A 21,555-nucleotide genomic window follows, 5' to 3' on the forward strand; every position below is an offset into this window, starting at 1 on the left:
ACCGGCACCAAGGTCACCGGGCGCACCCCGCGCGAGTCCACCGGCCGTCCGGAGCTGACCGAGGCCGCGATCGTGGTCTCCGGCGGCCGCGGCGTCAACGGCGCCGACAACTTCGCGGTCATCGAGGCCCTCGCCGACTCCCTGGGCGCGGCCGTGGGCGCCTCCCGGGCCGCGGTCGACGCCGGCTGGTACCCGCACTCCAACCAGGTCGGCCAGACCGGCAAGAGCGTCTCGCCGCAGTTGTACATCGCCAACGGCATCTCCGGCGCGATCCAGCACCGGGCCGGCATGCAGACCTCCAAGACCATCGTCGCGGTCAACAAGGACGCCGAAGCCCCCATCTTCGACCTCGTCGACTACGGCGTCGTCGGCGACCTCTTCGACGTCGTCCCCCAACTCACCGAAGAGGTCAACACCCGCAAGGGTTAGGACAGTTGGCGGCGCCGTACGACGTGGTACCCGGCCGCGCCCAGCGATCCCGCGATCAGCGCGCCGCCGAGCACCAGCTGCACCGTGCTCAGGTTTCCCAGGGAACCTCCGTCACCGGCGTGCACCCCGTGCAGCTGTGACCCGCCCTCACCGGAGACGGTGAGGGTCTGGCGCGCCACGGTGCCGCTGTCACACGTCACGGAGACGGGATAGGTGCCGGGGCGGGCGCCCGTAGGCACCTGGAACCGGCCGACGACGTCACCCTCATGGGTCGTGGTCTCCAGGGTGAACTCACCGGCGCCGACGCTGCTCGCGTCACCGTCGGCGGCCTCGTCGGCACCGCACGCGGTGGTGTTGGCCGTGACCGTCCCACCGGGGCGCACATCGGCCGGTACGAGTTCCAGGCCGCCCGACCCGGCCCCGGTGGTGGCGGTCGCGGTCGGCGTGGCGGCGGGCCAGTTCGAGATGTCGCCCCACCCGCCGCCGTCCCCGTCGGCCCGGGCCGCGGCGCACACGGGCGCCCCCAGGGCGAGCAGGGCGGCGACGGTGGCGGTCGACAAGGTCGCGGTGCGACGCATGCGGTTCCTCTCGGGCGGGGCCGGCGGGCGGCCACGGGCGCGGTCTGCGCCCGAGCCAACCCCGCGGCCGCGCCGACCGCGCGCCGAGTCGTCGAGTCGGGTGAGCGAAGGCCCACGGGCGGGTGATCACCGGCCCACGACAGAACGCCCCCTGTCCGATCCCGCTCGCCGCCCCCGCCCTACACGCGTCCCCGCATCCGATGCGCCTCGACAAGTTCGACCCGGGCCGCCTCCAGCCGGTGGGCCATCACCTCGGCGACCCCGTGCAGCAGGGCCACGCCCAGGGCCGGCTCGATGTCGCACAGCGCGCGCACGGACGGGCCGTCGAACTCGTAGGCGCGCACCGGGCTGAACGCCTCGGCGCCGAAGTCCCATTCGTAGGGCGGGAACAGCCAGGACCAGCCCAGCAGGTCGCCCGGTCCGAGCGGGTCGACGGGCAGCCGTTCCCGGTCGGAGACCCGCACGTCGAGCGTGACCGTCCCGGTCTTGATGATCCAGAAGCGGTCGGCGTGGTCCCCTTCCTCGAAGATGCGGCTGTCCGGGGGGAAGGACACCTCTGCGGCGAGAGGCATCAGCCGGTCGCGATAGGCGCGCGGCAGTCGGTTGAGCAGTCGTGTCCGGTCCGTCATGGCGGAACACCTCCACCGTCGAGTCATTCCAGCGTACGTACGTCTCGCGTGACCCGAAGGGGCGGAACCCCCACCGGCCGGATGGCCCTAGGCGGATCGCGGGCGAACGATCATGGACCTACGTTGCCCGCATGGCGACATTCATCCGCATCCGGCCCGGGATCACCAGGGCAGTCCTGACGTCGGGCGTGTGCGCGACGCTCGCGGCGGGGGCCGCCGCCGGCCCCGTGTGGGCCGCGCGGGGGGCCGAGAGACCGCCCGCCGTGCCGTCCGTGTCCGCGCTGTCCTGGGAGGTCATGGACGCGCGCACCGGGACCGTCCTGGCCGCCGGGGCCCCGCACCGCAGGCTGCCCCCGGCGAGCACGCTCAAGACCCTGTTCGCGCTCACCGTGCTGCCGCGGCTGAGCCAGGACACGGTGCACCGGGCGACGACCGCCGACCTGGCCGAGGTGGCCGAGGGCAGCAGCGAGGTCGGCGTCGCCGAGGGGCACCGGTACACCGTCGCGGACCTGTGGCGCGGGGTGTTCCTGAGCTCCGGCAACGACGCCGTGCACACGCTCGCGCAGATGAACGGCGGCCTGCCGCGGACCCTGGCCCAGATGCAGGCCACGGCCGACCGGATCGGCGCCCGCGACACCCAGGTCCGCTCCCCCGACGGGTTCGACACCCCGGGCCAGTACTCGTCCGCCCACGACCTCGCCCTCATCGCCCGCGAGGGCTTCAAGAACCCGGACTTCCGGCGCTACATGGGCACCAAGTGGGCGCGCTTCCCGGCGGCAGGACCGGAATCGTACGAGATCCAGAACACCAACCGGCTCCTCGTCGGTTCGCACGGGGTGGAGCCCTATCCCGGTCTCATCGGCGTCAAGAACGGCTACACGTCCCAGGCCGGCACGACCCTCGTCTCCGCCGCCACCCACAAGGGCCGCACGATCCTGGTCACCGTGATGAACCCGCAGGACGGGGACTTCAACACCGTGTACGAGGAGAGCCGCGCCCTGCTCGACTGGGGGTTCACCACCGCGCCGCCGCGACCGCCCCACCAGCAGGCCGGGCCGCAGCGCGTCGCGGCAGCCCCCGCGCCGGCCCCCGAGGAACAGGCTCCCGCCGAGGCACCCGGCCTCGGCCGCCACCTCGGCGCCGCGGCCGCGCTGCTCGTCCTGACCTGCGTGCCCTTCCTCGTACGCAAGCGGCTGCGTGCCCGGCGCGCGATGCGCTGAGACCTGTCCCCGCAGCTCTAGTCGTGGGGCGCCTGTCCGCTGACCCGGTGGTCGGCGTGGCTGAGCGCCTCCATGACCAGGCGCCGCAGATGACCGTCCGTCAGCCGGTAGTGCATGTGGCGGCCTTCGCGGCGGGCCTCCACCAGACCCGCGAGCCGCAGTTTCGCCAGGTGCTGGCTGACCGCCGTCCGTGACGCGGCCACGCGCTCCGCCAGCGAGCCCACGTCGGACTCCTCGACGTCCTCCAGCGCGAGCAGCCACAGCACGTGCAGCCTCGTCGCGTCCGACAGCAGGGCGAACACCCGCGTCGCCTCGGCGAGACGGGCGCTGTCCGGCTCGCGCAGATGCGCACCTGCCGCAGGTGGGATGGGGTCGCTGTGGGGCATGGCCCCAGCCTAGGGCCCGGCCGGCCAGGACCGGTTGACCGCCGGGACGCAACGGCCTCATAGTCGTCATGTGCGCATCTGCGCACATGACGACTGGATCGTTGTTCCGACGCGCCCCTGGAGTCTCGCCCCATGCCCGCCACCGTCCTGCGCAACCGCACCTACCGCCGGCTCTTCTGCGCGCAGGTCGTCGCCCTCGTCGGCACGGGCCTCGCCACTGTCGCGCTCGGCCTGCTCGCGTACGACCTCGCGGGCGCCGACGCGGGGGCCGTCCTCGGCACCGCGCTCGCGATCAAGATGACGGCGTACGTCGCGATCGCCCCGCTCGTCGGAGCGTTCGCCGACCGGCTGCCGCGCAGGGCCCTGCTGGTGGGTACGGATCTGCTGCGGGCCGGTGTCGCGGCGGCGCTGCCGTTCGTCGACCAGGTCTGGCAGGTGTACGTGCTCGTCTTCGCGCTGCAGTCGGCGTCGGCCGTCTTCACTCCCGCCTTCCAGGCGCTGATCCCCGACGTCCTGCCCGAAGAGCGCGACTACACAAGGGCGTTGTCGCTGGCCCGGCTCGCCTACGACCTGGAGAGCCTGTTCAGCCCGGCGCTCGCGGCGGCGCTGCTCTCCGTGGTCTCGTACCACCGGCTTTTCACCGGCACGCTCTTCGGCTTCCTCGCCTCGGCGGCCCTCGTGGCCTCGACCGCGCTGCCGCGCACCGTGCCGCAGCGCGGTCGGGGGTACGCGAAGGTCACCGCGGGTGCCCGGCTCTTCCGCACCGTCCCTGAGCTGCGCGCGCTGCTCGCGCTCAATCTCGCGGTGGCGGCGGCGAGCGCGCTCGTCACGGTCGACTCCGTCGTCTACGTACGGGACTTCCTCGGCCTGCCCGCGAGCGTGGTGCCGCTCGTGCTCGGCGCGTACGGGGCAGGTTCGATGGCCGTGGCGCTCGCGCTGCCGCGCGTCCTGGAGCGGACCGGTGACCGGCCCGTGATGCTGCGCGGGGCGCTGCTGCTCGGCGTCGTGTTCGCGGCGACCGGTGCCATCACCGCCGCGAGGAGCGGGAGTTGGCGGCTGCCCGCGCTGCTCGCGGCCTGGTGCGCGTTCGGCGCGGCGTGCTCGATGGTGCTCACTCCGGCGGGGCGGCTGGTGCGGCGGGCCGCGTCGGAGGGGCAGCGCACGGCGGCGTTCGCCGCGCAGTTCTCGCTGTCCCACTCCTGCTGGCTGCTCACCTATCCGCTCGCCGGCTGGGTGGGCGCGACGGCCGGCCTCGGAGCCGCGGTGGCCGTACTCGGCGCCGTGGCCTGCTGCGCGGCGGTGGCGGCGGTCCGGCTGTGGCCCGCCACCGTGCGCGCGGCCGAGGTCGAGCACGAGCACGTCGGGCTGGCCGCGGACCATCCGCACGTCAGCGGTGCGGCCGCGGTGCCGGGCGGCTGGCGGCACCGCCATCGGCATCTGCGGGACGGGCTGCATCCAGCGACGTGACTGCGACAAGGCCGCGCCCAGGCGAGGGAGTTGGCGACCCGCGCGGTACGTACGCGGCTCAGCCGACGTCCGCCGTGCGGCGCCCTGCCGCCTTCAGCAGATAGCTGACCTTGACCCGCAGCACCCAGGGGTCGACCGGCTTCACCAGCAGGTCCGCGACGCCGAGTTCGATCGCGGTCTTCGCCAGGGCGCTGGTGCCGATGCCCGTCACGAGGATGATCGGGATGTCCCGGGTCTGGTCGAGGCGGAGCAGGTAGTCGGCGACCTCCAGGCCGCTGATGCCCGGCATCCGCACGTCGAGCAGGATCACGCCGATGCCGCCGCGCAGCGCGATCTTCATCGCGTCGTCGCCGTTGGTGGCCGTCACCATGGGGACGTCGAGCGGAGCGAGGGCCGCTTCCAGGACACGCAGGTTTGACTCACGGTCGTCGACCAGCAGGACCTTCGAGGAGTCGGCCATCAATTTTCAACTGCCTCCGCGCTAGAGACCCTTGAGCACGCGCCCATCGGTACGCCGCTCGCCGACGCCTACGCGAGCTTCGTCGTCCGAGATTACGGTGCGGGGCGTTCGGCGGGCGGCCGATCCGCGCAGAAGGGCATACGACCTGCGGCGTACCGTGTCCTGATCGTCACCTCCAAGGACTCCGCAAAGATCGTCCCCACGGGGTACGTTGCCGGGCTGCGGCCCCACCCGCCTCCCGCCCGTCCTTCGCCCGCAGAGAGCAGGAACATGCAGGAACTCGACGTGCCTCGGCTGACCGCCCCACCCGTGTCGGGCGGACTCGCGGACTCGCTGTACACCACGGCGTACCACACGCCCGGGCGCGTCCAGTTCTCGCTGCCCGCCGGCGAGGGGCAGTGGGAGCCCGTCACCGCGGGAATGTTCGCCGCCGAGGTGCTCGCGGTGGCGAAGGGGCTGGTCTCACAGCACGTCGGGTCCGGCGACCGGGTGGCCGTCATGGCCCGCACCCGGTACGAATGGGCGCTCGCCGCCTACGCGTTGTGGTCCGTCGGCGCCGTCGTCGTGCCCATCTATCCGACGTCCTCGACCGAGCAGGTGCGCGACATCCTCCGGGACACCGGGGCGATCGGCTGCGTCGTCGAGAACGAGAGCCACGCGATGACGGTGGCCGCCGCGCACGGCCCGAGCAACCCGCTCACCCGGCTGTGGCAGATGGACCAGGGCGACCTCGACATGCTGAAGGCAGCGGGCGCGGACATCGACGAGGGGTACGTGCACCGACTGCGCGCCGCCGTCAGCCCGGAGAACACCGCGCTCATCTGCTACACCTCCGGCACGACCGGCCGGCCCAAGGGCTGCGTCCTCACCCACGCCAACATGATCGCCGAGTGCGACACCCTGTCGCTCGGCTGGGGCGGCATCCTGGCCGCGCCCGGCGAGTACCCGTCGCTCGTGGCGTTCCTGCCACTGGCGCACTGCTACGGCCTGGTCGTGGTGATCAGTTCGCTGCGCTTCGGCGTCAACGTCGCCTTCCAGCCCGACCCTTCACCGCAGGTGCTGCTGCCGACGCTGGCCGCGTTCCGCCCGACGTTCCTGTACGCGGTCCCGTACATCTTCGAACGCCTCTTCCGCGCCGCTCGCCTGACTGCACGTCAGAACGGTCGCAGCGCCCTCTTCGAACGGGCGGTGAAGACCGCGGTGCGCTACGCGGACGCCGAACAGCGCAGGAAGGCGGGCCTGGGCAGTGGTCCCGGGCCGCGCCTCAAGCTCCGGCACGCGGTCTACGACCGTCTCGTCTACGCCCGGGTGCGGGCGGTGCTGGGCGGTCGGGTGCGCAACGCGGTCTCCGGCGGCTCCCCGCTCTCGCGTGAACTCGGCCTGTTCCTCGCCGGCTGCGGCATCACCGTCTACGACGGGTACGGCCTGACCGAGACGGCGGCGGCCGTCACCGCGCAGCCGGTCGGCGCGGTACGGCACGGCACGGTGGGCCGGCCGCTGCCCGGCAACGCCGTCCGGATCGCCGCGGACGGCGAGATCCTGGTCCGCGGCGACGTGATCTTCGCCGGTTACCACAACAACCCGGGGGCGACCGGGAAGGTGCTGCGGGACGGCTGGTTCAGCACCGGCGACCTCGGGCACCTGGATCCGGACGGCTATCTCGTCATCACCGGCCGCAAGAAGGACATCATCATCACCAGCGGCGGCAAGAGCATCTCCCCGCTGACGCTGGAGGAGGAACTGCGCGGCCATCCACTGATCTCGGGCTGTCTGGTCGTCGGCGACAACCGTCCCTTCGTGGCCGCGCTGATCACCTTGGACGAGGAGACCGTGGCGGGCTGGCTGGCCCTCAAGGGGCGCGCTCCCGAGGCACCGGCCGCCCTCGTGACGGACGAGGAACTGCTCGGCCATGTCCGGCGGGCGGTCACGCGGGCCAACACACGGGTCTCGCGCGCCGAGTCGATCCGCGCGTTCCGTGTACTGCCGAGCGATTTCGGCACGCAGGAGGGCCTGTTGACGCCGTCGCTGAAGATTCGCCGGTCGGCCGCGATCCAGCGGTACGCGCAGGAGATCGAGGAACTGTACGCAGCGCGTCCACCGCGTTCCTGAGCGCTCAGGGACGGTGCGGCCCTCAGGACTCGCTGCGCGGCAGGTCCCACACGACCCGCTTCTCCCGGGGCCCCCGGAACAGGCCGGGGGTCTGCGCGAAGATCGCGGCCAGGGCACTGATCAGCCAGTGGGCCAGAGGAGAGATCGGGAGCAGCAGGCAGGCGAGGAGCAGCCTCGGGTCGAGGCGCAGGTCGACGACGGCGGCCACGCCGATCTGGAGCATGGCGATGCCGCTCCTCCCGGCGCCTGAGGGCGATGCCGCAGGCCAGGGCCAGGGCGAACACCAGCCAGGAGGCGGCGACGACCACGAGCAGGAGCCGCAGGATGGCGGAGCCGCCGAGCAGGACGACGGCGATCCAGAGCGCCGCGATCCGGACGAGCGCGCCGAGCACGACGGCGAACGCATTGGTGCCCGTGGAGGCGGGGCGCAGCGGTTCGAAGCTGACGCGACGCTCCTCGTTCGCGTCCATGCGGCGTACCTCCGTTCCCGTTCCGGCCCCCTCCCGTGCGAGGGCACGCGACACTCTCGTACGAATCATGGCAAGAAAGGCAGGTTTGTCCCGGTCGCGGCGCCCGGGAGGACAGCTCGGTCAGCTGCGGGACTTCTGCTCCACGCTGCAGGTGTGCGTGTCGGCCGGGCACCAGTGCGTGCGGCCGCCCACCAGGTGGAGCTCCAGGTCCGCGTCGGCCATCCCGTTCTCGTCGAGGGCGGCGCGCAGCGCGGTGGGGGCGGGCTGGGGCGGCAGGCCGAGCACGCCGATGACGACGATGCCGTTGCGTGCCTCGACAGAGGCGATCTGCCACTTTCCGGTGGCCGCCCACCGCTCGGCGACCGGGCGGGCGTCCGCCGCCAGTGACCGGTCGCGGGCCACGGACACCGAGCCGGTGGTGAGCGGCACCGCGATCAGCAGCAGCGCCACGACCACGACGGCGAGCGTCCGGCCGCGGAACCGGCCGACGTCCAGGCCGTTCTCCTGCGCCGCCACCCGGACGCGGTAGGCGAGGAAGACAACGGTGCCGGTGGCCACGATCGCCGCCACGTTGGTCGCGAACAGCAGCGCCGACTGCGAGGCGTCGTGGTAGCGCCCGACCGTGATGAGCAGCCCCGTCACGGCGAGCGGCGGCACCAGCGAGATCGCGATGGCCACGCCGGGCAGGGTGTCGGAGATGTCGGCCCGGACGAGGGCGAAGGCGCCGACCGTGCCGGTGGCCAGGGCGGCGAGCAGGTCGATGAGGCGCGGACTGATCCGCGACGACACCTGGCTGTTGGAGGCGAAGGCGTCCGGCGGCGCGGTGATCCAGCCGATCAGCATGCCGATCGCGACGACGGCCAGGGCACCGCCCGACACGAGCAGCACGCAGCGCGTCACGTGCGCCCGGTCGGCGAGGACCAGGGCCAGCGCGGTGCCGAGGATCGGTGTCATCAGCGGGGCGACGATCATCGCGCCGATGACGGTGGCGGTGGAGTCACCGACCACGCCCGCGCTCGCGATGACCGCGGCGAGCACGAGCAGCCCCCAGAAGCGGGTCGAGCTCGGACTGCGCAGTGAGCGTTCGATGAACAGCGTGTCGGTCATGCGCCGGACAGTGGCCACGTCGACTGACGCCATGGCGGGGTCCCCTTCCTGACTGCTCCCTGACCGCGGTCGGGCCCACGGCCCTGCCGTGCTGCGGAGTCGAGCGACGGCCCGTTCGGCAAAACTTGATCATAAGCCGCAAACAGGGCAGTAGAGTTGCTGCGGCGCGGCCGAAGCGGACCAGAGTTCGCCCGGTGCTCCGCCCGGCCGTGCCCGGCGAGATCGGGGCGGGCTCTTTGGCCTCGTCCACCACGCCTCCCGCCGCCGCCTAGGCGGCGGCGGGTTGCGGGGTGAGCCTGTGCAGGCCCTTGCGGTCGTAGTAGCGGGTCATCAGGAACCCGAGGACGAGCGCGAGGGCCGCTCCGCCCGCGATCATGATCCAGGCGCGGGTGAGACCGGCGTCGCCGCGCGCGTCGAAGAAGAGGATGGCGCGGACGCCGTCGCTGATCTGCCGCATGGGCTCGAAGTGGGAGAGGAAGCGGTAGAAGCCGGGGACGGCCTGCAGCGGGACGGTGGCCCCGGACGACGGCAGGCCGAGGACGATGAAGACGAACATGGCGACGAGTTGGCCGAGGCCGCCGAAGGCCGCGTTGATGGCCTGCACGCCGAGCCCGACCGCGAGGATCGCGCAGTACGAGTAGATCCACAGCAACGGCAGGTGGCCGGCGTCCATGCCGAGGATCGTGATGGTGCCGACCATGAGCAGGGTCGTGGTCAGGGCGGTGACGGCGGCGGTCATCACGATCTTCAGGAGCAGGGTCTGGGTGCGGTCGACGGGGACGGTGGGGCGCCGGGTGTGCCAGGGGCCGACCTCGCTGTCCGCGTAGCCGAGGGCGGTGTCGAGGCCGACGCTGATCAGGTTCGCGCTCATGAATCCGGCGAGGACCAGGAGCAGCGTGTAGTAGAACGCGGTCAGACCGAGGCCGCTGTCGGCGCCGATCGGGTGGCCGACGCGGGTGTCGACCCCGACGGGGTCCGCGAGCAGCACCCGCGCGGTGCCGCCCGTGGCGGTGCGGGCCAGCCGGTCCCCGATGCGCTGCGACGCCTCGTGGGCGGCGGCCGTGTTGAGCTGGGCGGCGAGCGACGAACCGAGACTGCCGAGGCCGGGGTTGGTGAGCACGGTCAGCGTCGGGCGGGCGGTCGCGTCGGCCGTGGTGAGCGCCCGGACGGAGTCGGTGAAGTCGGCGGGGACGACGAGAGCGCCGTACACCTTGCCGGAGTCCAGCTGATCCTGGGCCGCCGCGCGGGAGAGCGGGCGCCAGTGGGCCTGGTCCGTGGCGCCGCCGACGGTGAGCGTGCGGGCGATCTGGGCGCCGAGGTTCCGGTCCTGCCCGGGCAGCGGCCTGCCGGTGTCGGAGTCGACCACGGCGAGGGGCAGTGCGTGCAGTTCGCGGTGCGGGTTGACGATGCCGCCCACGTAGAGCAGGGAGAGCAGCAGCGCGAACAGCCCGCTGAGCAGGGTGGGCGCCGGCCACAGGCGGGGGCGGCGCAGCAGTGCGGCGGCGGTCGCCCGCACGACGGGGCGGGAGGCGCTGTCGTCGTCGGCCATGGTTCTCCCCAGGAGACGGGGCACGGCGTCGACGGGCCGCGCCCGGGCGCCCCAGCATCGCGGAACGGGCGGCCCCGGACAGCGTCGCCGTGCGCCAACCTCACGAGCGGCCCGGCCTCCGTCACCCGCCGGACTCTCAGCCCATCCGGAACCAGGTGACGATCGTGACGACCAGCGGCACGGGGCAGGCCAGCGCCCCGAGGAGCAGCATGCGGTGCGGCGTCGCCATGCGCCGGACGGGCGGCAGGAACGCGACCGCGGTCAGGACGGCCGCGCCGCCCGCCACGCAGCCGATCCAGCCCATCAGCAGGCCGCCCACCGGCTCTCCGCTCGCCGCGACGAACACGCCGATGATGCCCACCAGGAACGTGAGCCAGGCCAGTGACGCGAGCGTGAGCGTCCACAGCACGCCGGTGAGCAACGCCGCCCCGGTGCGCGGCTGCGGCGGCGCAGGCTGCCAGGGGCCGTACAGGCGGGTGTGGAGGTCAGGGCGCATGTCCTGATCCTGGCCCTCGGCGGGCGGCCGCGGCATGGGGGCGCGTACTCACTTCCGGCCAGGTGTACTCAGGTACCCGCGCCGCTCGGAGCGTGTCGTGCCCCGCGTTCGACGGCGCCGCGGAACCTGCCGACGATCACACCAATCCGCGCCCGGGTCGGCTCCGGATCAACCATGGAGACCGCGGCCGCGGTCGACTGGGAGGAGACGCAATGCCATACGCGCCCGGGGGCGCCGACCGGGGCGGACGACGTACGGCGGTGATCGGCAGCGGGGTGGCCGGGCTCACCGCCGCGCACGTGCTGGGCCGCGACCGTCACGTCACCCTGTACGAGGCCGACGACCGGCTCGGCGGACACGCCCATACCCACACACTGACGGCGCCGGACGGTGCGGCCCACCGCGTCGACTCCGGTTTCATCGTGCACAACCGGCGCACGTATCCGCATCTGCTCCGCCTGTTCGCCGAGCTCGACGTCCCGACGCGGGAGTCCGAGATGAGCATGTCGGTGCGGTGCGAGGGGTGCGGGCTCGAGTACGCCGGTGCGCGCGGCCCGGCCGGTCTCCTGGCCCGGCCGCGCAGCGTCCTGCGCCCGGAGTATCTGCGGCTGCTCGCGCAGGTGCCGGCCTTCCACAAAGCCGCGAGGCGACATCTCGCGCAGGGGGACGAAGAGGGCACCGAACAGAGCACCACACTCGGGGAGTTCCTCGACCGGGAGGGCTTCTCCACCTATTTCCGCACGCACTTCATGACCCCGCTGGTGTCGGCGGTGTGGTCGTGCGACGCCGCCACCGCGCAGCAGTACCCGGCCGCGTACCTGTTCCGGTTCCTGGAGCATCACGGGATGCTCTCGGTCGGCGGGTCACCGCAGTGGCGCACCGTCGTCGGCGGTTCGCGCACCTACGTCGACCGTGTCGCCCAAGGCCTTGACGAGATCCGGCTCGGGGCACCGGTCCGCGCGGTGGAGCGGCACGCGGACGGCGTCGACATCACGACCGAGGACGGTGACACCCGCTCGTACGACTCGGTGGTCGTCGCCACGCATCCGGACCAGGCGCTGAAGCTGCTGGCCGACCCCGGTCCCGAGGAGAAGGAGGTCCTCGGCGCCTTCCGCTACTCCCGCAACACCACGCTCCTGCACACCGACACCGGTGTGCTGCCGCGCGCCCGCGGGGCCCGCGCCTCCTGGAACTACCTGATGCCGTCGTGCGACGCGGGGGCCGACCGGGTACGGGTCAGCTATGACATGAACCGGCTCCAGCGCCTGGACGCCCCCGAGACGTACGTGGTCACGCTCGGCGGGGAGGACCGGGTGGCCCCGGAGCGGGTCCTGGCCCGCATGGTCTACGAACACCCCGTCTACACGCCGGAGTCGGTGGCGGCCCAGCGACGGCTGCACGAGCTGAACACCGGTGTCACGGCGTTCGCGGGCGCCTACCACGGCTGGGGTTTCCACGAGGACGGCTGCCGCTCGGGGGCGGACGCCGCCGCGGCGCTCGGGGCGAGCTGGTGACGCCCGCTCCCGCGCTGTACAGCGTCGCCGTCGCCCATGTGCGCACGGCGCCGCGGCGGTACGCGCTGCGGCACCGCACGTACATGTGGCTGATCGATCCCGACCGGCCGCCCGAGCTGCCGCGCGCGCTGCGGCCGCTGGCACGCTTCGACCCGCGTGACCACTTCGACGGGGACCGGCCGAGCATCCGGGCCGCGCTGGACGCTTTCCTGTCCGGTCACGGGGTGGACCTGGAGGGCGGCAAGGTGGTGATGCTCGCCCACGCACGGGTCTTCGGGTACGTGTTCAACCCGCTCACCCTGTACTGGTGCCACGGCCCCGACGGCGCCCCGCGCTGTGTCGTCGCCGAGGTCCACAACACGTACGGCGAACGCCACTGCTATCTGCTGCGCCCGGACGACGCCGGGTGGGCGCGGACGGCGAAGGAGTTCTACGTGTCGCCGTTCTTCCCCGTCGACGGCCGCTACCGGATGCGGCTGCCCGCGCCCGGGGACCGGGTCGACCTGACCGTGCACCTGGAGCGCGAGGGCGGCAGGCCCTTCACCGCAACCGTGCGCGGAACCCGGCGCGAAGTACGGACGCGGACCGTCCTGCGGCTCGCGCTGCGCCGGCCCTGGTCGACGCTCGCCGTGTCGGCGGCCATCCGGCTGCACGGCATCCGTCTGTATCTGCGCGGGCTGCCCGTCCAGCCCCGCCCCCGTCACCGTAGTTCGGAGAACGTCTGATGAGTACGGACCAGTCCCCCGCCGCCGTCGCCCCTGCCTTCGGCTCCGCGGCGCACACCGCCGTGGACCCGGACCGCTGGCCCGACGTGGCGACGCCGCCGCCGTCGTCCCGGGCGAGAACGGCGGTCGCCGCGGCCGTCGTCCGGCACGCGCTCGACCGCCTGCCGCTGCGCGCGCGGCTCGCGGACACGCCGGTGCTCGGCCGGGGCGGCCCGGTCCTGGACGTGCACCGCCCGCGGGAGTTCCACGCCCGGATCGGCCGGCGGGGCCTGATCGGGTTCGGCGAGTCGTACATGGCCGGCGAGTGGGACGCCCCGGACCTGGTGGCCTTCCTGACCGTGCTGGCCGCCCACGCCGCGGACCTCGTGCCCGCGCCGCTGCAACGCCTGCGCGGCCTGTGGGCACCGCGGCAGCCGTCCGCCCAGCGCAACAGTCCGGACGGTTCCCGCAGCAACATCAGCCACCACTACGACCTGTCCAACGACCTGTTCGCGCTGTTCCTCGACGAGACGCTCAGCTACTCCTCCGCCGTCTTCCGCGCGCTTCCCGCGGCTCCCGAACTGCTCGCCGACGCCCAGCACCGCAAGATCGACCGGCTGCTCGACCTCGGCGAGGTGCGCGCGGGCAGCCGCGTCCTGGAGATCGGCACCGGGTGGGGCGAGCTCGCGATCCGTGCCGCCGCCCGCGGCGCCCACGTCACCTCGCTCACTCTCTCCCGCGAACAGCGCGACCTGGCCCGCGAGCGCATCGCCGCGGCCGGGCTCGCCGACCGGGTCGATGTCCAGCTGTGCGACTACCGCGAGGCGCGGGGCAGCTACGACGTCGTCGCGAGCGTCGAGATGATCGAGGCCGTCGGCGCCGAGTTCTGGCCCACCTATTTCCGTACGCTCGACGAGCGCCTCGTACCCGGCGGGCGGGCCGTGCTCCAGGCCATCACCATGCCGCACGACCGGATGCTGGCCAGCAGCGCCACGTACACCTGGATCCAGAAGTACATCTTCCCCGGCGGTCTGCTGCCGTCGGTCGAGGCCGTGGCCGACACCGTGCGCGAGCACACCGCGCTGACCGTCACCCGCCGCGACGCCTTCGGCCCGCACTACGCCGAGACGCTGCGGTTGTGGCGGGAACGGTTCACCGAACGGGCGGACGAGGTCGCGGAGCTCGGCTTCGACGAGACGTTCCGTCGCATGTGGACCTTCTATCTCGCCTACTCCGAGGCCGGGTTCCGCTCCGGCTACCTCGACGTGCAGCAGTACCTGCTCACCAAGGAGGAGCGGCCGTGAACGGGTTTCCGTGGGGCGACTTCGGGGTGAACCTCGCCTGGGCGGGCGGCGCCGCGCTCGCCGTCATGCTCGTCACGTTCGCCGTGGCCGTGCGCAAGGGACTGCACCGGATCGTCGACTCGGCGTGGGGGATCGGGTTCACCGCGGTCGCCGTGGTGACCTGGGCGGCGTCGGCGGACACGGGCGATCCGGCCCGCCGCGCCCTGGTGACCGTCCTGACGGCCGTGTGGGGGCTGCGGCTCGCCGTGCACATCGGCAGGCGCGGCCGCGGGCACGGGGAGGACCCGCGCTACGAGCGGATGCTGTCCAGGGCGCCGGGGAACCGGAACGTGTACGCGCTGCGGATGGTCTACCTCCTCCAGGGCGCGCTCGTCTGGCTGGTCTCGCTGCCGGTGCAGGCCGCGCAGTACATTCCGGGCCCGGTGACCGCCGTCGCGTGGGCGGGCACGGCGCTGTGGGCCGTCGGGGTCGCCTTCGAAGCGGTCGGCGACGCCCAGCTCGCCCGGTTCAAGGCGGACCCGGCGTCGCGGGGCCGGATCATGGACCGGGGCCTGTGGCGCTACACCCGCCACCCGAACTACTTCGGGGACTTCTGTGTCTGGTGGGGCCTGTTCCTCATGACCTGCGACTCGTGGGCCGCGGCGGCCGTCAGCGTCGTGTCCCCGGTGGTGATGAGCCTCCTGCTGACGAGGGGCAGCGGCAAGCGGCTGCTGGAGCGGCACATGGCCGGGCGTCCCGGCTATGCCGAGTACGCCGCCCGCACCAGCGGCTTCTTCCCGCTGCCACCTCGTCGCTGAGCATCAGGCCGGGAAGCGCATCAACGCCACGGGATCGGACGTCGGCCGGTCGGAACCGCCGGCCGGTTCGACGGTGATCCCCATGCCCGACGCCCCGCCCACGGCGCCGTCCAGCAGCACCGTCTGGTCGCTCTGGTCGGCGTCCATCAGGCCGGCGGACCGCATGGTGCCGTCGTCGTCGAACCACAGTTGGTAGACCTTGCCGCTCGGCGGGTGCTCCATCCCCGCGACGACGAAGACGGCCTGGTCCTGGCGGTCGGAGACCACGACGGTGCCGGTCGCCCCGTCACCGAGTCGCGCCGAATCGGTCCTGGCGTCCGGAGCCGCGAGCACGGCCGCGATCCGGTCGGAGTTCTGCTCGGCGCGCTGCGCCTGTGCGACCGCGTCCTCGGCCCGCTGGTGCTGCCACACCGCGACACCGCCCAGCCCGACCGCGCCCGCGAGGCAGGCGGCCAGTGCCCACCGCGACAGCAGGCGCCGCCGGACGGCTCCGGTCCGCACGGTCTGCGGAGGTCCGGGGTGGCCGGGGGTGTCCTGGCGGACCGTGGAGATCCGCCGCAGCACGTCGTCGCGCAGCCCGGCGCGGGGTGTGACCGTGGCGGCCAGGCCCAGGCGGGCGGCGGTCGCACCCAGTTCGGCCGTCTCCTGGGCGCACGCCTCGCAGACCGCGAGGTGCCGTTCGAACGTCTCGCGCTCGTCGTCGGTGAGCGCGTGCAGCGCGTAGGCGCCGGTCAGTGTGTGCAGGTCGGCGGCGGTCACGCGGTCACCCCCAGGCAGTCACGGAGCCGGATGAGCCCGTCGCGGAGTCGGGTCTTGACGGTGCCGAGGGGCAGCGTCAGCGCCTCGGCGACCTGGCGGTAGGTGAGCCCCCGGTAGTACGCGAGCGTGACGGCCTGCCGCTGGATGTCGGTGAGGGTGCGCAGACAGCGCCGCACCTGTTCTCGCTCCAGGCGTGCCTCGACCTGTTCGCTGACGTGGTCGTACTCGGGCGTGTGGTCCAGGAGCGCGGCCTTGCGGTCGCGTGCCGCGGCGGCTTCCACGGACCGTACGCGGTCGATCGCGCGACGGTGCGCGAGGGTCAGGATCCAGTTGATGACCGTGCCACGGTCGGAACGGTAGCGGGGCGCGGTGCGCCACACCTCCACGAGGATCTCCTGCGCCACTTCCTCCGACTGCGCCTGATCGCGCAGAACGGCTCGTACGGTGCCGAGGACGGGGCCCATCACCACGTCGTACACCGAGGCGAACGCGTCCTCGTCACCGAGGGAGACGCGGCGCATCAACTCCTCCAGGTCCGGCTCGGTCGATGGATTTCTGCCGATGTGCACGGCTTCTTTCACGGGGCCCTCCGTGGTCGGTACATGTCCGCGCGTAATACGTCACCAAGAAGGTCTTGGATTGGTCCCGACCACAAAATCACGCACGCGACACACAACGGCACGGCGCACCGCGCCGTGCCGTTGTGTCGTCGGTTCCCGCCGCGTCAGCTCTTGGGCATCAGCACGCTGTCGATGATGTAGACGTTGGCGTTGGCCGTCCTGACGTTGCCGCACACCACGTTCGCGCTGTCGTTGACCTTGTACGACTCACCGGAACCGGACGTCGTCAGCTTCGACTTCTCCAGCGTGTCGAACGAGCCCTTCTCCAGGTCCTTCGGCGNGAGCTTCTGGCCNACNACGTGGTAGGTCAGGATCNTGGTGAGCTGGGCCTTGTCGCTCAGNACCTTGTCNAGGTCCGCCTTCGGGATCTTGGCGAAGGCGTCGTTGGTCGGCGCGAAGACGGTGATGTTCTCGGCGTTGTTCAGCGTGTCGACGAGCCCGGCCTTCTTCACGGCCGTGACGAGCGTCGACAGGGCCGGGTTGTTCGACGCGGCGGTGGCCACCGGGTCCTTGGCCATGCCGTCGAACGAACCGGCACCGTCCTTCGGCACCGACGAACAGGCCGAACCGAACGGCTCGCTCTTGTCGGTCATGTCGTCGGCACCGGTCGTGCCGGACGGCGAGGAGGACGCCTTCGTGGTGTCCGACGCGCTGTCCTTGGTGTCGCTGTCCGAGCAGGCGGTCAGGGCCAGCGGCAGCGCGGCGGCGGCGACCAGGGCGACGGCGACACGACGGATTCGGGACTGCATGGTGTTCTCCTCGGGGGGTGGCTCGATCGTCATTGGACTGGGGCGATCTGGGATGTTCCGGGGCAATCGGCTTCAGGCGAGGGCGAGTTGACGGAACGAGGGGCGACGCCCCGGACGGGCGGCGCGGATCCGGCCGTCGACGCGGCCATGGCGGGCAGCGCGTCGGGGCAGCCGAAGGTGCGGCCCGTCGAGTCGGGCCTCGCGACCGGCCCGCAGGCCGATCCGGCTCCGTGTCGTCCACGGCCGTGCGGCGGCCGTCCCGTCAGTTCCCTCACAGCGAGGAATCCGGAACGTCCCGGGCTCCGGATTGGTCGTTCACACGGACGAGTGGATCTCGCCGCGCGACCAATCCGCGGCGCCTTCGGCCACGGGGGAGGTCACCGTGCACCGTCCCGGCGCGGCCGCCCGCCGCCGGTCAGGGGCGGTCGCCGCAACGCCTCAGGCGGGCTCGCGCACGACCAGCTCGGTCGCGGTGACCACGATGGGCAAAGCGGCATCGCCGGGGTCCGTCCAGGGCGCGTCCGGTCGCGGTTCGAAGAGCAGCCGGGCCATCAGGCGGCCCATCTCCTCGACGTCCTGATGCACGGTCGTCAGGGGCGGGTCCGTGGCCTCGGCGATGGTCGGGAGGTCGTCGAAGCCGATGACCGCCACGGCGTCGGGCACGCGACGCCCCCGCTTCCGCAGGGTGCGCAGCGCACCCGACGCCATGAGGTCGGAGGCGACGAAGACCGCGTCGAGGTCGGGGCACCGGTCGAGCAGCGCGGCCATGGCGTCGGCACCTCCCCGCAGCGTGAAGTCCGCCTCGGCGACGAGAGCGGGCGCGGCGTCGGGAAGCACGTCCCGGTATCCGTCGAGCCGGTCGATCGCGGCGGCCTGGTTGAGCGGGCCGGTGATCGTGGCGATCCGTCGGCGCCCAAGACCCAGGAGGTGCCGGACGGCTTCGCGGGCGCCGCCGGGGTTGTCCGCGTCGACGTACGTGTGGCTGCGGTGGTGGTGGCCGGAGCCGTCCGCCGGGCGGCCGCCGAAGACGGCGGGCAGCCCGATGCGTTCGACCATGGACGGCAACGGGTCGTCGGTGCGCAGGGAGAACAGCAGGGCGCCGTCGACGTGGCCACCGCCCAGGAATTCGCCGACCCGCGGACAGTCCTCCGGGTCCTCGATGAACAGCAGGACCGGCTGGGCGCCGCGTCGCACGAGTTCCTGCCGGATGCCGCGCAGGTGGCAGTCGAGGTACGGGTCGACGAAGAGCCGGTTCTGCGGTTCGGTGACCACCACGGCGACGGCGTTGTTCCGGCGTGTGACCAGGCTTCGGGCGGCCTGATTGGGTACGTAGCCGAGTTCGCGCACGGCCTGTCGGATGCGCTCGGCGACCTCGGCCCGCACCTTGGGCTCACCGTCGATCGCGCGGGACACCGTCGACTTCGACACCCCCGCCGACCGGGCCACGTCCTCCAGTGTGGGGCGATGTCCGTTCGACCGTACCGTCAACACCTTCTGCGATGATTCGCGTGCTGCGCTCAACTGTTCTGGCGGTCCACACGTCAACCGTCGTCACGCGGCATCAACAGCGCTCGCGTGCCGCTCGGATCCGGCCGAGCCACTCCGTGCCCATGCGGCGCCCGTCGGGATACTGGTCGTCGCGGTCCCACCGCCAGGCCGTGACCATCGCGAGCACGAGCAGCCGGCAGGCGCGCAGCACGTCCTGGTCGGCGCCGGGATACAGCTCGCCGACCTCCTCGGGGGCATGGGCGAGGTCGAACTCGACCGGCCCGCGGCAGCACGTCTCCAGGTCGACGAACAGCGGCCCGTCGCGCGTGGTGAGTACGTTGCCCGGGTGCGGCTCGCCGTGCAGCAGCTGTTCGGCGCCGCCGCGCGCGGTGATCTCCTGGCTCAGGCTGTGCAGTGTGTCGCCGAGGAGCGCGCGGTCCGCGTCGGCAAGAGCCGGCGTCAGGTCGCGGTGCGCCACGAGGTGTTGGGCCTGCGCGACCCGGTCCGTGAAGTGCGGTGTCGGGACGTCGAGGCCGCGCATTCCGGCGTGCAGGCGTGCGAGAGCGTCGGCGTAGTCGGCCGGCGTGGTCTCTCCGGGCGGCGCGGACGGGTAGTAGGTCCACAGAGTGACGACGAAGCCGTCCCGTGCGTACGCGCACGGATCCGCGCGGGGTTCGAGCGACGCCACCGGGCAGCCGGACGCGGCGAGCCGCTGCGCGAGGTCGACCTCGAACTCCGCGATCTGGTCCGCCACGGGGGCCACTCTGGCGAGCACGTCACAGGGCAGCAGGCGCAGAGTCAGCTTGTTCGAGTCGTGCAGGACGGTCACGTCGTCGGCCGTCAGACCGAGCGACGAGGCGATCGACACGGCCGCGGCCACCGCGCGTCGCCTCTGTGCCTCACGCATCCTCGTCCGTCCCCGTACCGGCGATCAGGCCGGCCGCGACGCGGGTCCGCCGGGCCTCCTCCCGGGCCCGTTCGGCGTTGCCGCGGTGCGCGGCGCCGCTGTGCGTACGGTCGTCGGCCAGCGCTTCGTGGTGGGCGGCCAGCGTGTCCTGTGCCGTGGCCAGCGCCTCCGCCGCCCTGTGCACGAGGTCCTTCAGCCGCTCGACCTCGGCCTCGGACCCGGCGGAGGAGACCGCATCACGGGACCGGCGCAGCGTGGCCTCCATCTCGCGCGCCACGGCCCGCTGTTCGCGTCGGTCCCGGGCCGATTCGCGGGCCAGGGCCGCGTCCGTCCGCGACAGCCGGGCCTCACCGGCCCGCATCGACGCGCGCGCCCGGGCAGTCGGCTCCAGGGCCGCCTGCAGGGCGCTCCCCGCGGGGGGAAGGCCGGCGATGCGCTCCCATTGGTCGAGCCCGCGCTCCCGCGCGTCGAGGAGGGACTCCCGGCGATCGGCGAGGCGCTCGCGACGGTCGGCCTGCCGCTCGCGCTCGTCGGCGGCGTCGTCCCGACTGTCCGCCAGGGCTTCCCGCTCGTCGTCGCCGGCTTCCGGAAGGTGTGCCTCCCGGTGCCGCTCATCGGCGTGCTCGCCGCTGTCCCTCCGGAGACCGTCGTCCATCCCGCCAGTCTGCCCCCTTCGCGCCGCCTTGTACGTGCCCTCGCGCCTGTCCGCGACAAATTGGCCGACGGAGCGGATTCCTTCGGTACTGCCATAGGTCGACGCTGAAGGGGCACACAGCAACGGCAAGGGGATTTCCCCGCGGAGCGTGGCGAGTCGAGGGCGTAATGAACTCATCGATGTTCGAGGTCGCTGTGGTCGATACCGGCGAGACGGTGTTGCTGCGTGTCTGCGGCGAACTGGACATCTGCACGGCGGCGCAGCTCGACCAGGTACTGGCCCCCTTGCTGTCCCGGCCCTGCGAACTCGACCTCGGCGAAGTGTCGTTCACCGATTCGACCGGCGTGAACCTGCTGATACGGCTCCAGCGGCGGGCGGCGAGCCAGGGCGGCACCCTGCGACTGGTGGCGGTCACCCGCCCCGTCCTGCGCGTTCTGGAGATCACGGGAACGGCGGGCGTCCTGCTGCTCGGCCCCGAGCCGCCGTCCACGCGTCCCGGGGCCGACCCGGTGTGACACTCCCCCGGTGAGCCGAGGGCGGGCGCGGCACGAGCGCGAGCCGGGGCATATCTTGGCGCGCATGCAGTCATACACGATCGGCCAGGCAGCACGGCTGCTCGGCGTGAGCCCGGACACCGCGCGGAGGTGGGCCGACGCGGGCCGCGTGGCGACCCACCGGGACGAGAGCGGCAAGCGGCTCATCGACGGGAAGGACCTGGCCGCCTTCTCCGTGGACCTCGCCAAGAGCGGCAACGGCGAGGAGGAGACCTCCCACACCTCGGTCCGCAACGCCTTCCCCGGCATCGTGACCGCGATCAAGCTCGGGGACGTCGCGGCCCAGGTCGAGATCCAGGCGGGTCCGCACCGGCTGGTGTCGCTGCTCACCCGGGAGGCGGTCGAGGAACTGGGCCTGGAGGTCGGCGTGGAGGCCACCGCGCGGGTGAAGTCGACGAACGTACACATCGACCGGGTCTGAACCGCGGCGCGCGGCCGCCGGCACGGCATGCAGGAGCGGCCCGGTGAACCGGTGCTGCTGGATCCCGCTGGTGGCGCACTCGAAGGCGACCGCCACCCCGTGCTGCGGCCAGACCAGTAGATCGGCCACGGTCAGCCGGGCCGGCCGGGCCAGGTCACCGGCGATCACCACTTCCGCCCTCGC

24 protein-coding genes are annotated in these 21,555 nt (G+C 72.7%); 10 read left to right on the forward strand and 14 right to left on the reverse strand.

Translation table 11 applies throughout. The annotated features are described in order from the left end of the window. The coding region (locus B072_RS0125170; RefSeq protein ID WP_018532162.1) for an electron transfer flavoprotein subunit alpha/FixB family protein at positions 1–429 on the forward strand (429 nt) is incomplete at its 5' end. Here B072_RS0125170 and B072_RS0125175 read toward each other — a convergent pair. Further along, positions 426–1,007, reverse strand: a complete 582-nt coding sequence (locus B072_RS0125175) for a hypothetical protein (RefSeq protein ID WP_018532716.1) — start codon at positions 1,005–1,007, stop codon at positions 426–428. The genes B072_RS0125170 and B072_RS0125175 overlap by 4 nt on opposite strands. A gap of 179 nt (positions 1,008–1,186) precedes the next feature. Continuing rightward, positions 1,187–1,636: a cyclic nucleotide-binding domain-containing protein gene (locus tag B072_RS0125180; protein WP_018532717.1), complete on the reverse strand. Its 450-nt coding sequence runs from the start codon at positions 1,634–1,636 to the stop codon at positions 1,187–1,189. Between the two features lie 131 nt (positions 1,637–1,767). On the opposite strand from B072_RS0125180, the gene B072_RS44030 reads away from it, so the two are divergent. Beyond that, positions 1,768–2,856, forward strand: coding sequence for a D-alanyl-D-alanine carboxypeptidase family protein (locus tag B072_RS44030; RefSeq protein WP_078506574.1), 1,089 nt, complete (start codon positions 1,768–1,770; stop codon positions 2,854–2,856). A 17-nt stretch (positions 2,857–2,873) separates the two neighbouring features. Here B072_RS44030 and B072_RS0125190 read toward each other — a convergent pair whose 3' ends face one another. After that, the gene (locus tag B072_RS0125190) at positions 2,874–3,242 is read right to left on the reverse strand and encodes an ArsR/SmtB family transcription factor (protein WP_026246272.1); all 369 of its coding nucleotides are present in this window, start codon (positions 3,240–3,242) and stop codon (positions 2,874–2,876) included. Positions 3,243–3,374: 132 nt separating this feature from the next. Here B072_RS0125190 and B072_RS0125195 point away from each other — a divergent pair, with 132 nt between their 5' ends. After that, on the forward strand, positions 3,375–4,709 hold the full coding sequence (locus B072_RS0125195; protein ID WP_018532721.1) for an MFS transporter: 1,335 nt from the start codon (positions 3,375–3,377) through the stop codon (positions 4,707–4,709). A 58-nt stretch (positions 4,710–4,767) separates the two neighbouring features. Here B072_RS0125195 and B072_RS0125200 read toward each other — a convergent pair whose 3' ends face one another. Next, positions 4,768–5,169 carry a response regulator gene (locus B072_RS0125200; RefSeq protein ID WP_018532722.1) on the reverse strand — a complete coding sequence of 134 codons (402 nt, stop codon included), beginning with the start codon at positions 5,167–5,169 and terminating at the stop codon, positions 4,768–4,770. A 270-nt stretch (positions 5,170–5,439) separates the two neighbouring features. On the opposite strand from B072_RS0125200, the gene B072_RS0125205 reads away from it, so the two are divergent. After that, the gene (locus B072_RS0125205) at positions 5,440–7,278 is read left to right on the forward strand and encodes an AMP-dependent synthetase/ligase (RefSeq protein ID WP_018532723.1); all 1,839 of its coding nucleotides are present in this window, start codon (positions 5,440–5,442) and stop codon (positions 7,276–7,278) included. Positions 7,279–7,300: 22 nt separating this feature from the next. Here B072_RS0125205 and B072_RS44035 read toward each other — a convergent pair whose 3' ends face one another. From B072_RS44035 to B072_RS0125225, 4 genes are all read right to left on the reverse strand, one after another. Beyond that, on the reverse strand, positions 7,301–7,501 hold the full coding sequence (locus tag B072_RS44035) for a hypothetical protein (protein ID WP_018532724.1): 201 nt from the start codon (positions 7,499–7,501) through the stop codon (positions 7,301–7,303). A 367-nt stretch (positions 7,502–7,868) separates the two neighbouring features. Next, positions 7,869–8,855 carry a DUF389 domain-containing protein gene (locus B072_RS0125215; protein WP_234018920.1) on the reverse strand — a complete coding sequence of 329 codons (987 nt, stop codon included), beginning with the start codon at positions 8,853–8,855 and terminating at the stop codon, positions 7,869–7,871. Between the two features lie 268 nt (positions 8,856–9,123). Next, complete coding sequence (locus B072_RS0125220) at positions 9,124–10,404, reverse strand: YhgE/Pip domain-containing protein (RefSeq protein WP_018532726.1); 1,281 nt, start codon at positions 10,402–10,404, stop codon at positions 9,124–9,126. Between the two features lie 136 nt (positions 10,405–10,540). Then, the gene (locus tag B072_RS0125225; RefSeq protein WP_234018921.1) at positions 10,541–10,900 is read right to left on the reverse strand and encodes a hypothetical protein; all 360 of its coding nucleotides are present in this window, start codon (positions 10,898–10,900) and stop codon (positions 10,541–10,543) included. Between the two features lie 212 nt (positions 10,901–11,112). Here B072_RS0125225 and B072_RS0125230 point away from each other — a divergent pair, with 212 nt between their 5' ends. The 4 genes from B072_RS0125230 to B072_RS0125245 are packed head-to-tail and all read left to right on the forward strand — an operon-like array spanning position 11,113 to position 15,219. After that, positions 11,113–12,414 carry an NAD(P)/FAD-dependent oxidoreductase gene (locus tag B072_RS0125230; protein ID WP_051127288.1) on the forward strand — a complete coding sequence of 434 codons (1,302 nt, stop codon included), beginning with the start codon at positions 11,113–11,115 and terminating at the stop codon, positions 12,412–12,414. Then, positions 12,411–13,139 carry a DUF1365 domain-containing protein gene (locus tag B072_RS0125235; RefSeq protein WP_018532729.1) on the forward strand — a complete coding sequence of 243 codons (729 nt, stop codon included), beginning with the start codon at positions 12,411–12,413 and terminating at the stop codon, positions 13,137–13,139. Before B072_RS0125230 ends, B072_RS0125235 begins: the two co-directional genes overlap by 4 nt. After that, a complete protein-coding gene (locus B072_RS0125240; RefSeq protein ID WP_018532730.1) occupies positions 13,139–14,422 on the forward strand; it encodes an SAM-dependent methyltransferase in 1,284 nt (427 codons plus the stop codon). Before B072_RS0125235 ends, B072_RS0125240 begins: the two co-directional genes overlap by 1 nt. Next, on the forward strand, positions 14,419–15,219 hold the full coding sequence (locus B072_RS0125245; RefSeq protein WP_018532731.1) for a DUF1295 domain-containing protein: 801 nt from the start codon (positions 14,419–14,421) through the stop codon (positions 15,217–15,219). The genes B072_RS0125240 and B072_RS0125245 overlap by 4 nt, the downstream gene beginning before the upstream one ends. A 3-nt stretch (positions 15,220–15,222) precedes the next feature. Here B072_RS0125245 and B072_RS0125250 read toward each other — a convergent pair whose 3' ends face one another. From B072_RS0125250 to B072_RS0125275, 6 genes are all read right to left on the reverse strand, one after another. Continuing rightward, entirely contained in the window at positions 15,223–15,978 is a 756-nt protein-coding gene (locus tag B072_RS0125250; protein ID WP_018532732.1) for an anti-sigma factor, read from the reverse strand. Next, on the reverse strand, positions 15,975–16,559 hold the full coding sequence (locus B072_RS0125255; RefSeq protein WP_026246274.1) for a sigma-70 family RNA polymerase sigma factor: 585 nt from the start codon (positions 16,557–16,559) through the stop codon (positions 15,975–15,977). The genes B072_RS0125250 and B072_RS0125255 overlap by 4 nt, the downstream gene beginning before the upstream one ends. A 143-nt stretch (positions 16,560–16,702) precedes the next feature. Further along, a complete protein-coding gene (locus tag B072_RS0125260) occupies positions 16,703–17,347 on the reverse strand; it encodes a fasciclin domain-containing protein (protein ID WP_026246275.1) in 645 nt (214 codons plus the stop codon). Between the two features lie 438 nt (positions 17,348–17,785). Continuing rightward, positions 17,786–18,835, reverse strand: a complete 1,050-nt coding sequence (locus tag B072_RS0125265) for a LacI family DNA-binding transcriptional regulator (RefSeq protein ID WP_026246276.1) — start codon at positions 18,833–18,835, stop codon at positions 17,786–17,788. Between the two features lie 73 nt (positions 18,836–18,908). Next, positions 18,909–19,742, reverse strand: coding sequence for a phosphotransferase enzyme family protein (locus B072_RS0125270; protein WP_026246277.1), 834 nt, complete (start codon positions 19,740–19,742; stop codon positions 18,909–18,911). Next, the gene (locus B072_RS0125275) at positions 19,735–20,397 is read right to left on the reverse strand and encodes a hypothetical protein (RefSeq protein WP_018532737.1); all 663 of its coding nucleotides are present in this window, start codon (positions 20,395–20,397) and stop codon (positions 19,735–19,737) included. Before B072_RS0125275 ends, B072_RS0125270 begins: the two co-directional genes overlap by 8 nt. Before the next feature lie 179 nt (positions 20,398–20,576). Between B072_RS0125275 and B072_RS44040 the strand changes: the two genes are divergently transcribed. Together B072_RS44040 and B072_RS0125285 are read left to right on the forward strand one after the other, a co-directional pair. After that, complete coding sequence (locus B072_RS44040) at positions 20,577–20,912, forward strand: STAS domain-containing protein (RefSeq protein WP_018532738.1); 336 nt, start codon at positions 20,577–20,579, stop codon at positions 20,910–20,912. 64 nt (positions 20,913–20,976) lie between these two features. Then, positions 20,977–21,372: a TOBE domain-containing protein gene (locus tag B072_RS0125285; protein WP_018532739.1), complete on the forward strand. Its 396-nt coding sequence runs from the start codon at positions 20,977–20,979 to the stop codon at positions 21,370–21,372. Positions 21,373–21,555 lie beyond the last annotated feature (183 nt).

This window comes from Streptomyces sp. HmicA12, from assembly GCF_000373565.1.
GTDB lineage: Bacteria > Actinomycetota > Actinomycetes > Streptomycetales > Streptomycetaceae > Streptomyces.

Excerpts from the sequence above, each read along its gene's own strand:
- B072_RS0125175 (WP_018532716.1), bottom strand. The coding sequence starts at position 1,007 with ATGCGTCGCACCGCGACCTTGTCGACCGCCACCGTCGCCGCCCTGCTC.
- B072_RS0125180 (WP_018532717.1), bottom strand. The coding sequence starts at position 1,636 with ATGACGGACCGGACACGACTGCTCAACCGACTGCCGCGCGCCTATCGC.
- B072_RS44030 (WP_078506574.1), top strand. The coding sequence starts at position 1,768 with ATGGCGACATTCATCCGCATCCGGCCCGGGATCACCAGGGCAGTCCTG.
- B072_RS0125190 (WP_026246272.1), bottom strand. The coding sequence starts at position 3,242 with ATGCCCCACAGCGACCCCATCCCACCTGCGGCAGGTGCGCATCTGCGC.
- B072_RS0125195 (WP_018532721.1), top strand. The coding sequence starts at position 3,375 with ATGCCCGCCACCGTCCTGCGCAACCGCACCTACCGCCGGCTCTTCTGC.
- B072_RS0125200 (WP_018532722.1), bottom strand. The coding sequence starts at position 5,169 with ATGGCCGACTCCTCGAAGGTCCTGCTGGTCGACGACCGTGAGTCAAAC.
- B072_RS0125205 (WP_018532723.1), top strand. The coding sequence starts at position 5,440 with ATGCAGGAACTCGACGTGCCTCGGCTGACCGCCCCACCCGTGTCGGGC.
- B072_RS44035 (WP_018532724.1), bottom strand. The coding sequence starts at position 7,501 with ATGCTCCAGATCGGCGTGGCCGCCGTCGTCGACCTGCGCCTCGACCCG.
- B072_RS0125215 (WP_234018920.1), bottom strand. The coding sequence starts at position 8,855 with ATGACCGACACGCTGTTCATCGAACGCTCACTGCGCAGTCCGAGCTCG.
- B072_RS0125220 (WP_018532726.1), bottom strand. The coding sequence starts at position 10,404 with ATGGCCGACGACGACAGCGCCTCCCGCCCCGTCGTGCGGGCGACCGCC.
- B072_RS0125225 (WP_234018921.1), bottom strand. The coding sequence starts at position 10,900 with ATGCGCCCTGACCTCCACACCCGCCTGTACGGCCCCTGGCAGCCTGCG.
- B072_RS0125230 (WP_051127288.1), top strand. The coding sequence starts at position 11,113 with ATGCCATACGCGCCCGGGGGCGCCGACCGGGGCGGACGACGTACGGCG.
- B072_RS0125240 (WP_018532730.1), top strand. The coding sequence starts at position 13,139 with ATGAGTACGGACCAGTCCCCCGCCGCCGTCGCCCCTGCCTTCGGCTCC.
- B072_RS0125270 (WP_026246277.1), bottom strand. The coding sequence starts at position 19,742 with ATGCGTGAGGCACAGAGGCGACGCGCGGTGGCCGCGGCCGTGTCGATC.
- B072_RS0125275 (WP_018532737.1), bottom strand. The coding sequence starts at position 20,397 with ATGGACGACGGTCTCCGGAGGGACAGCGGCGAGCACGCCGATGAGCGG.
- B072_RS44040 (WP_018532738.1), top strand. The coding sequence starts at position 20,577 with ATGTTCGAGGTCGCTGTGGTCGATACCGGCGAGACGGTGTTGCTGCGT.
- B072_RS0125285 (WP_018532739.1), top strand. The coding sequence starts at position 20,977 with ATGCAGTCATACACGATCGGCCAGGCAGCACGGCTGCTCGGCGTGAGC.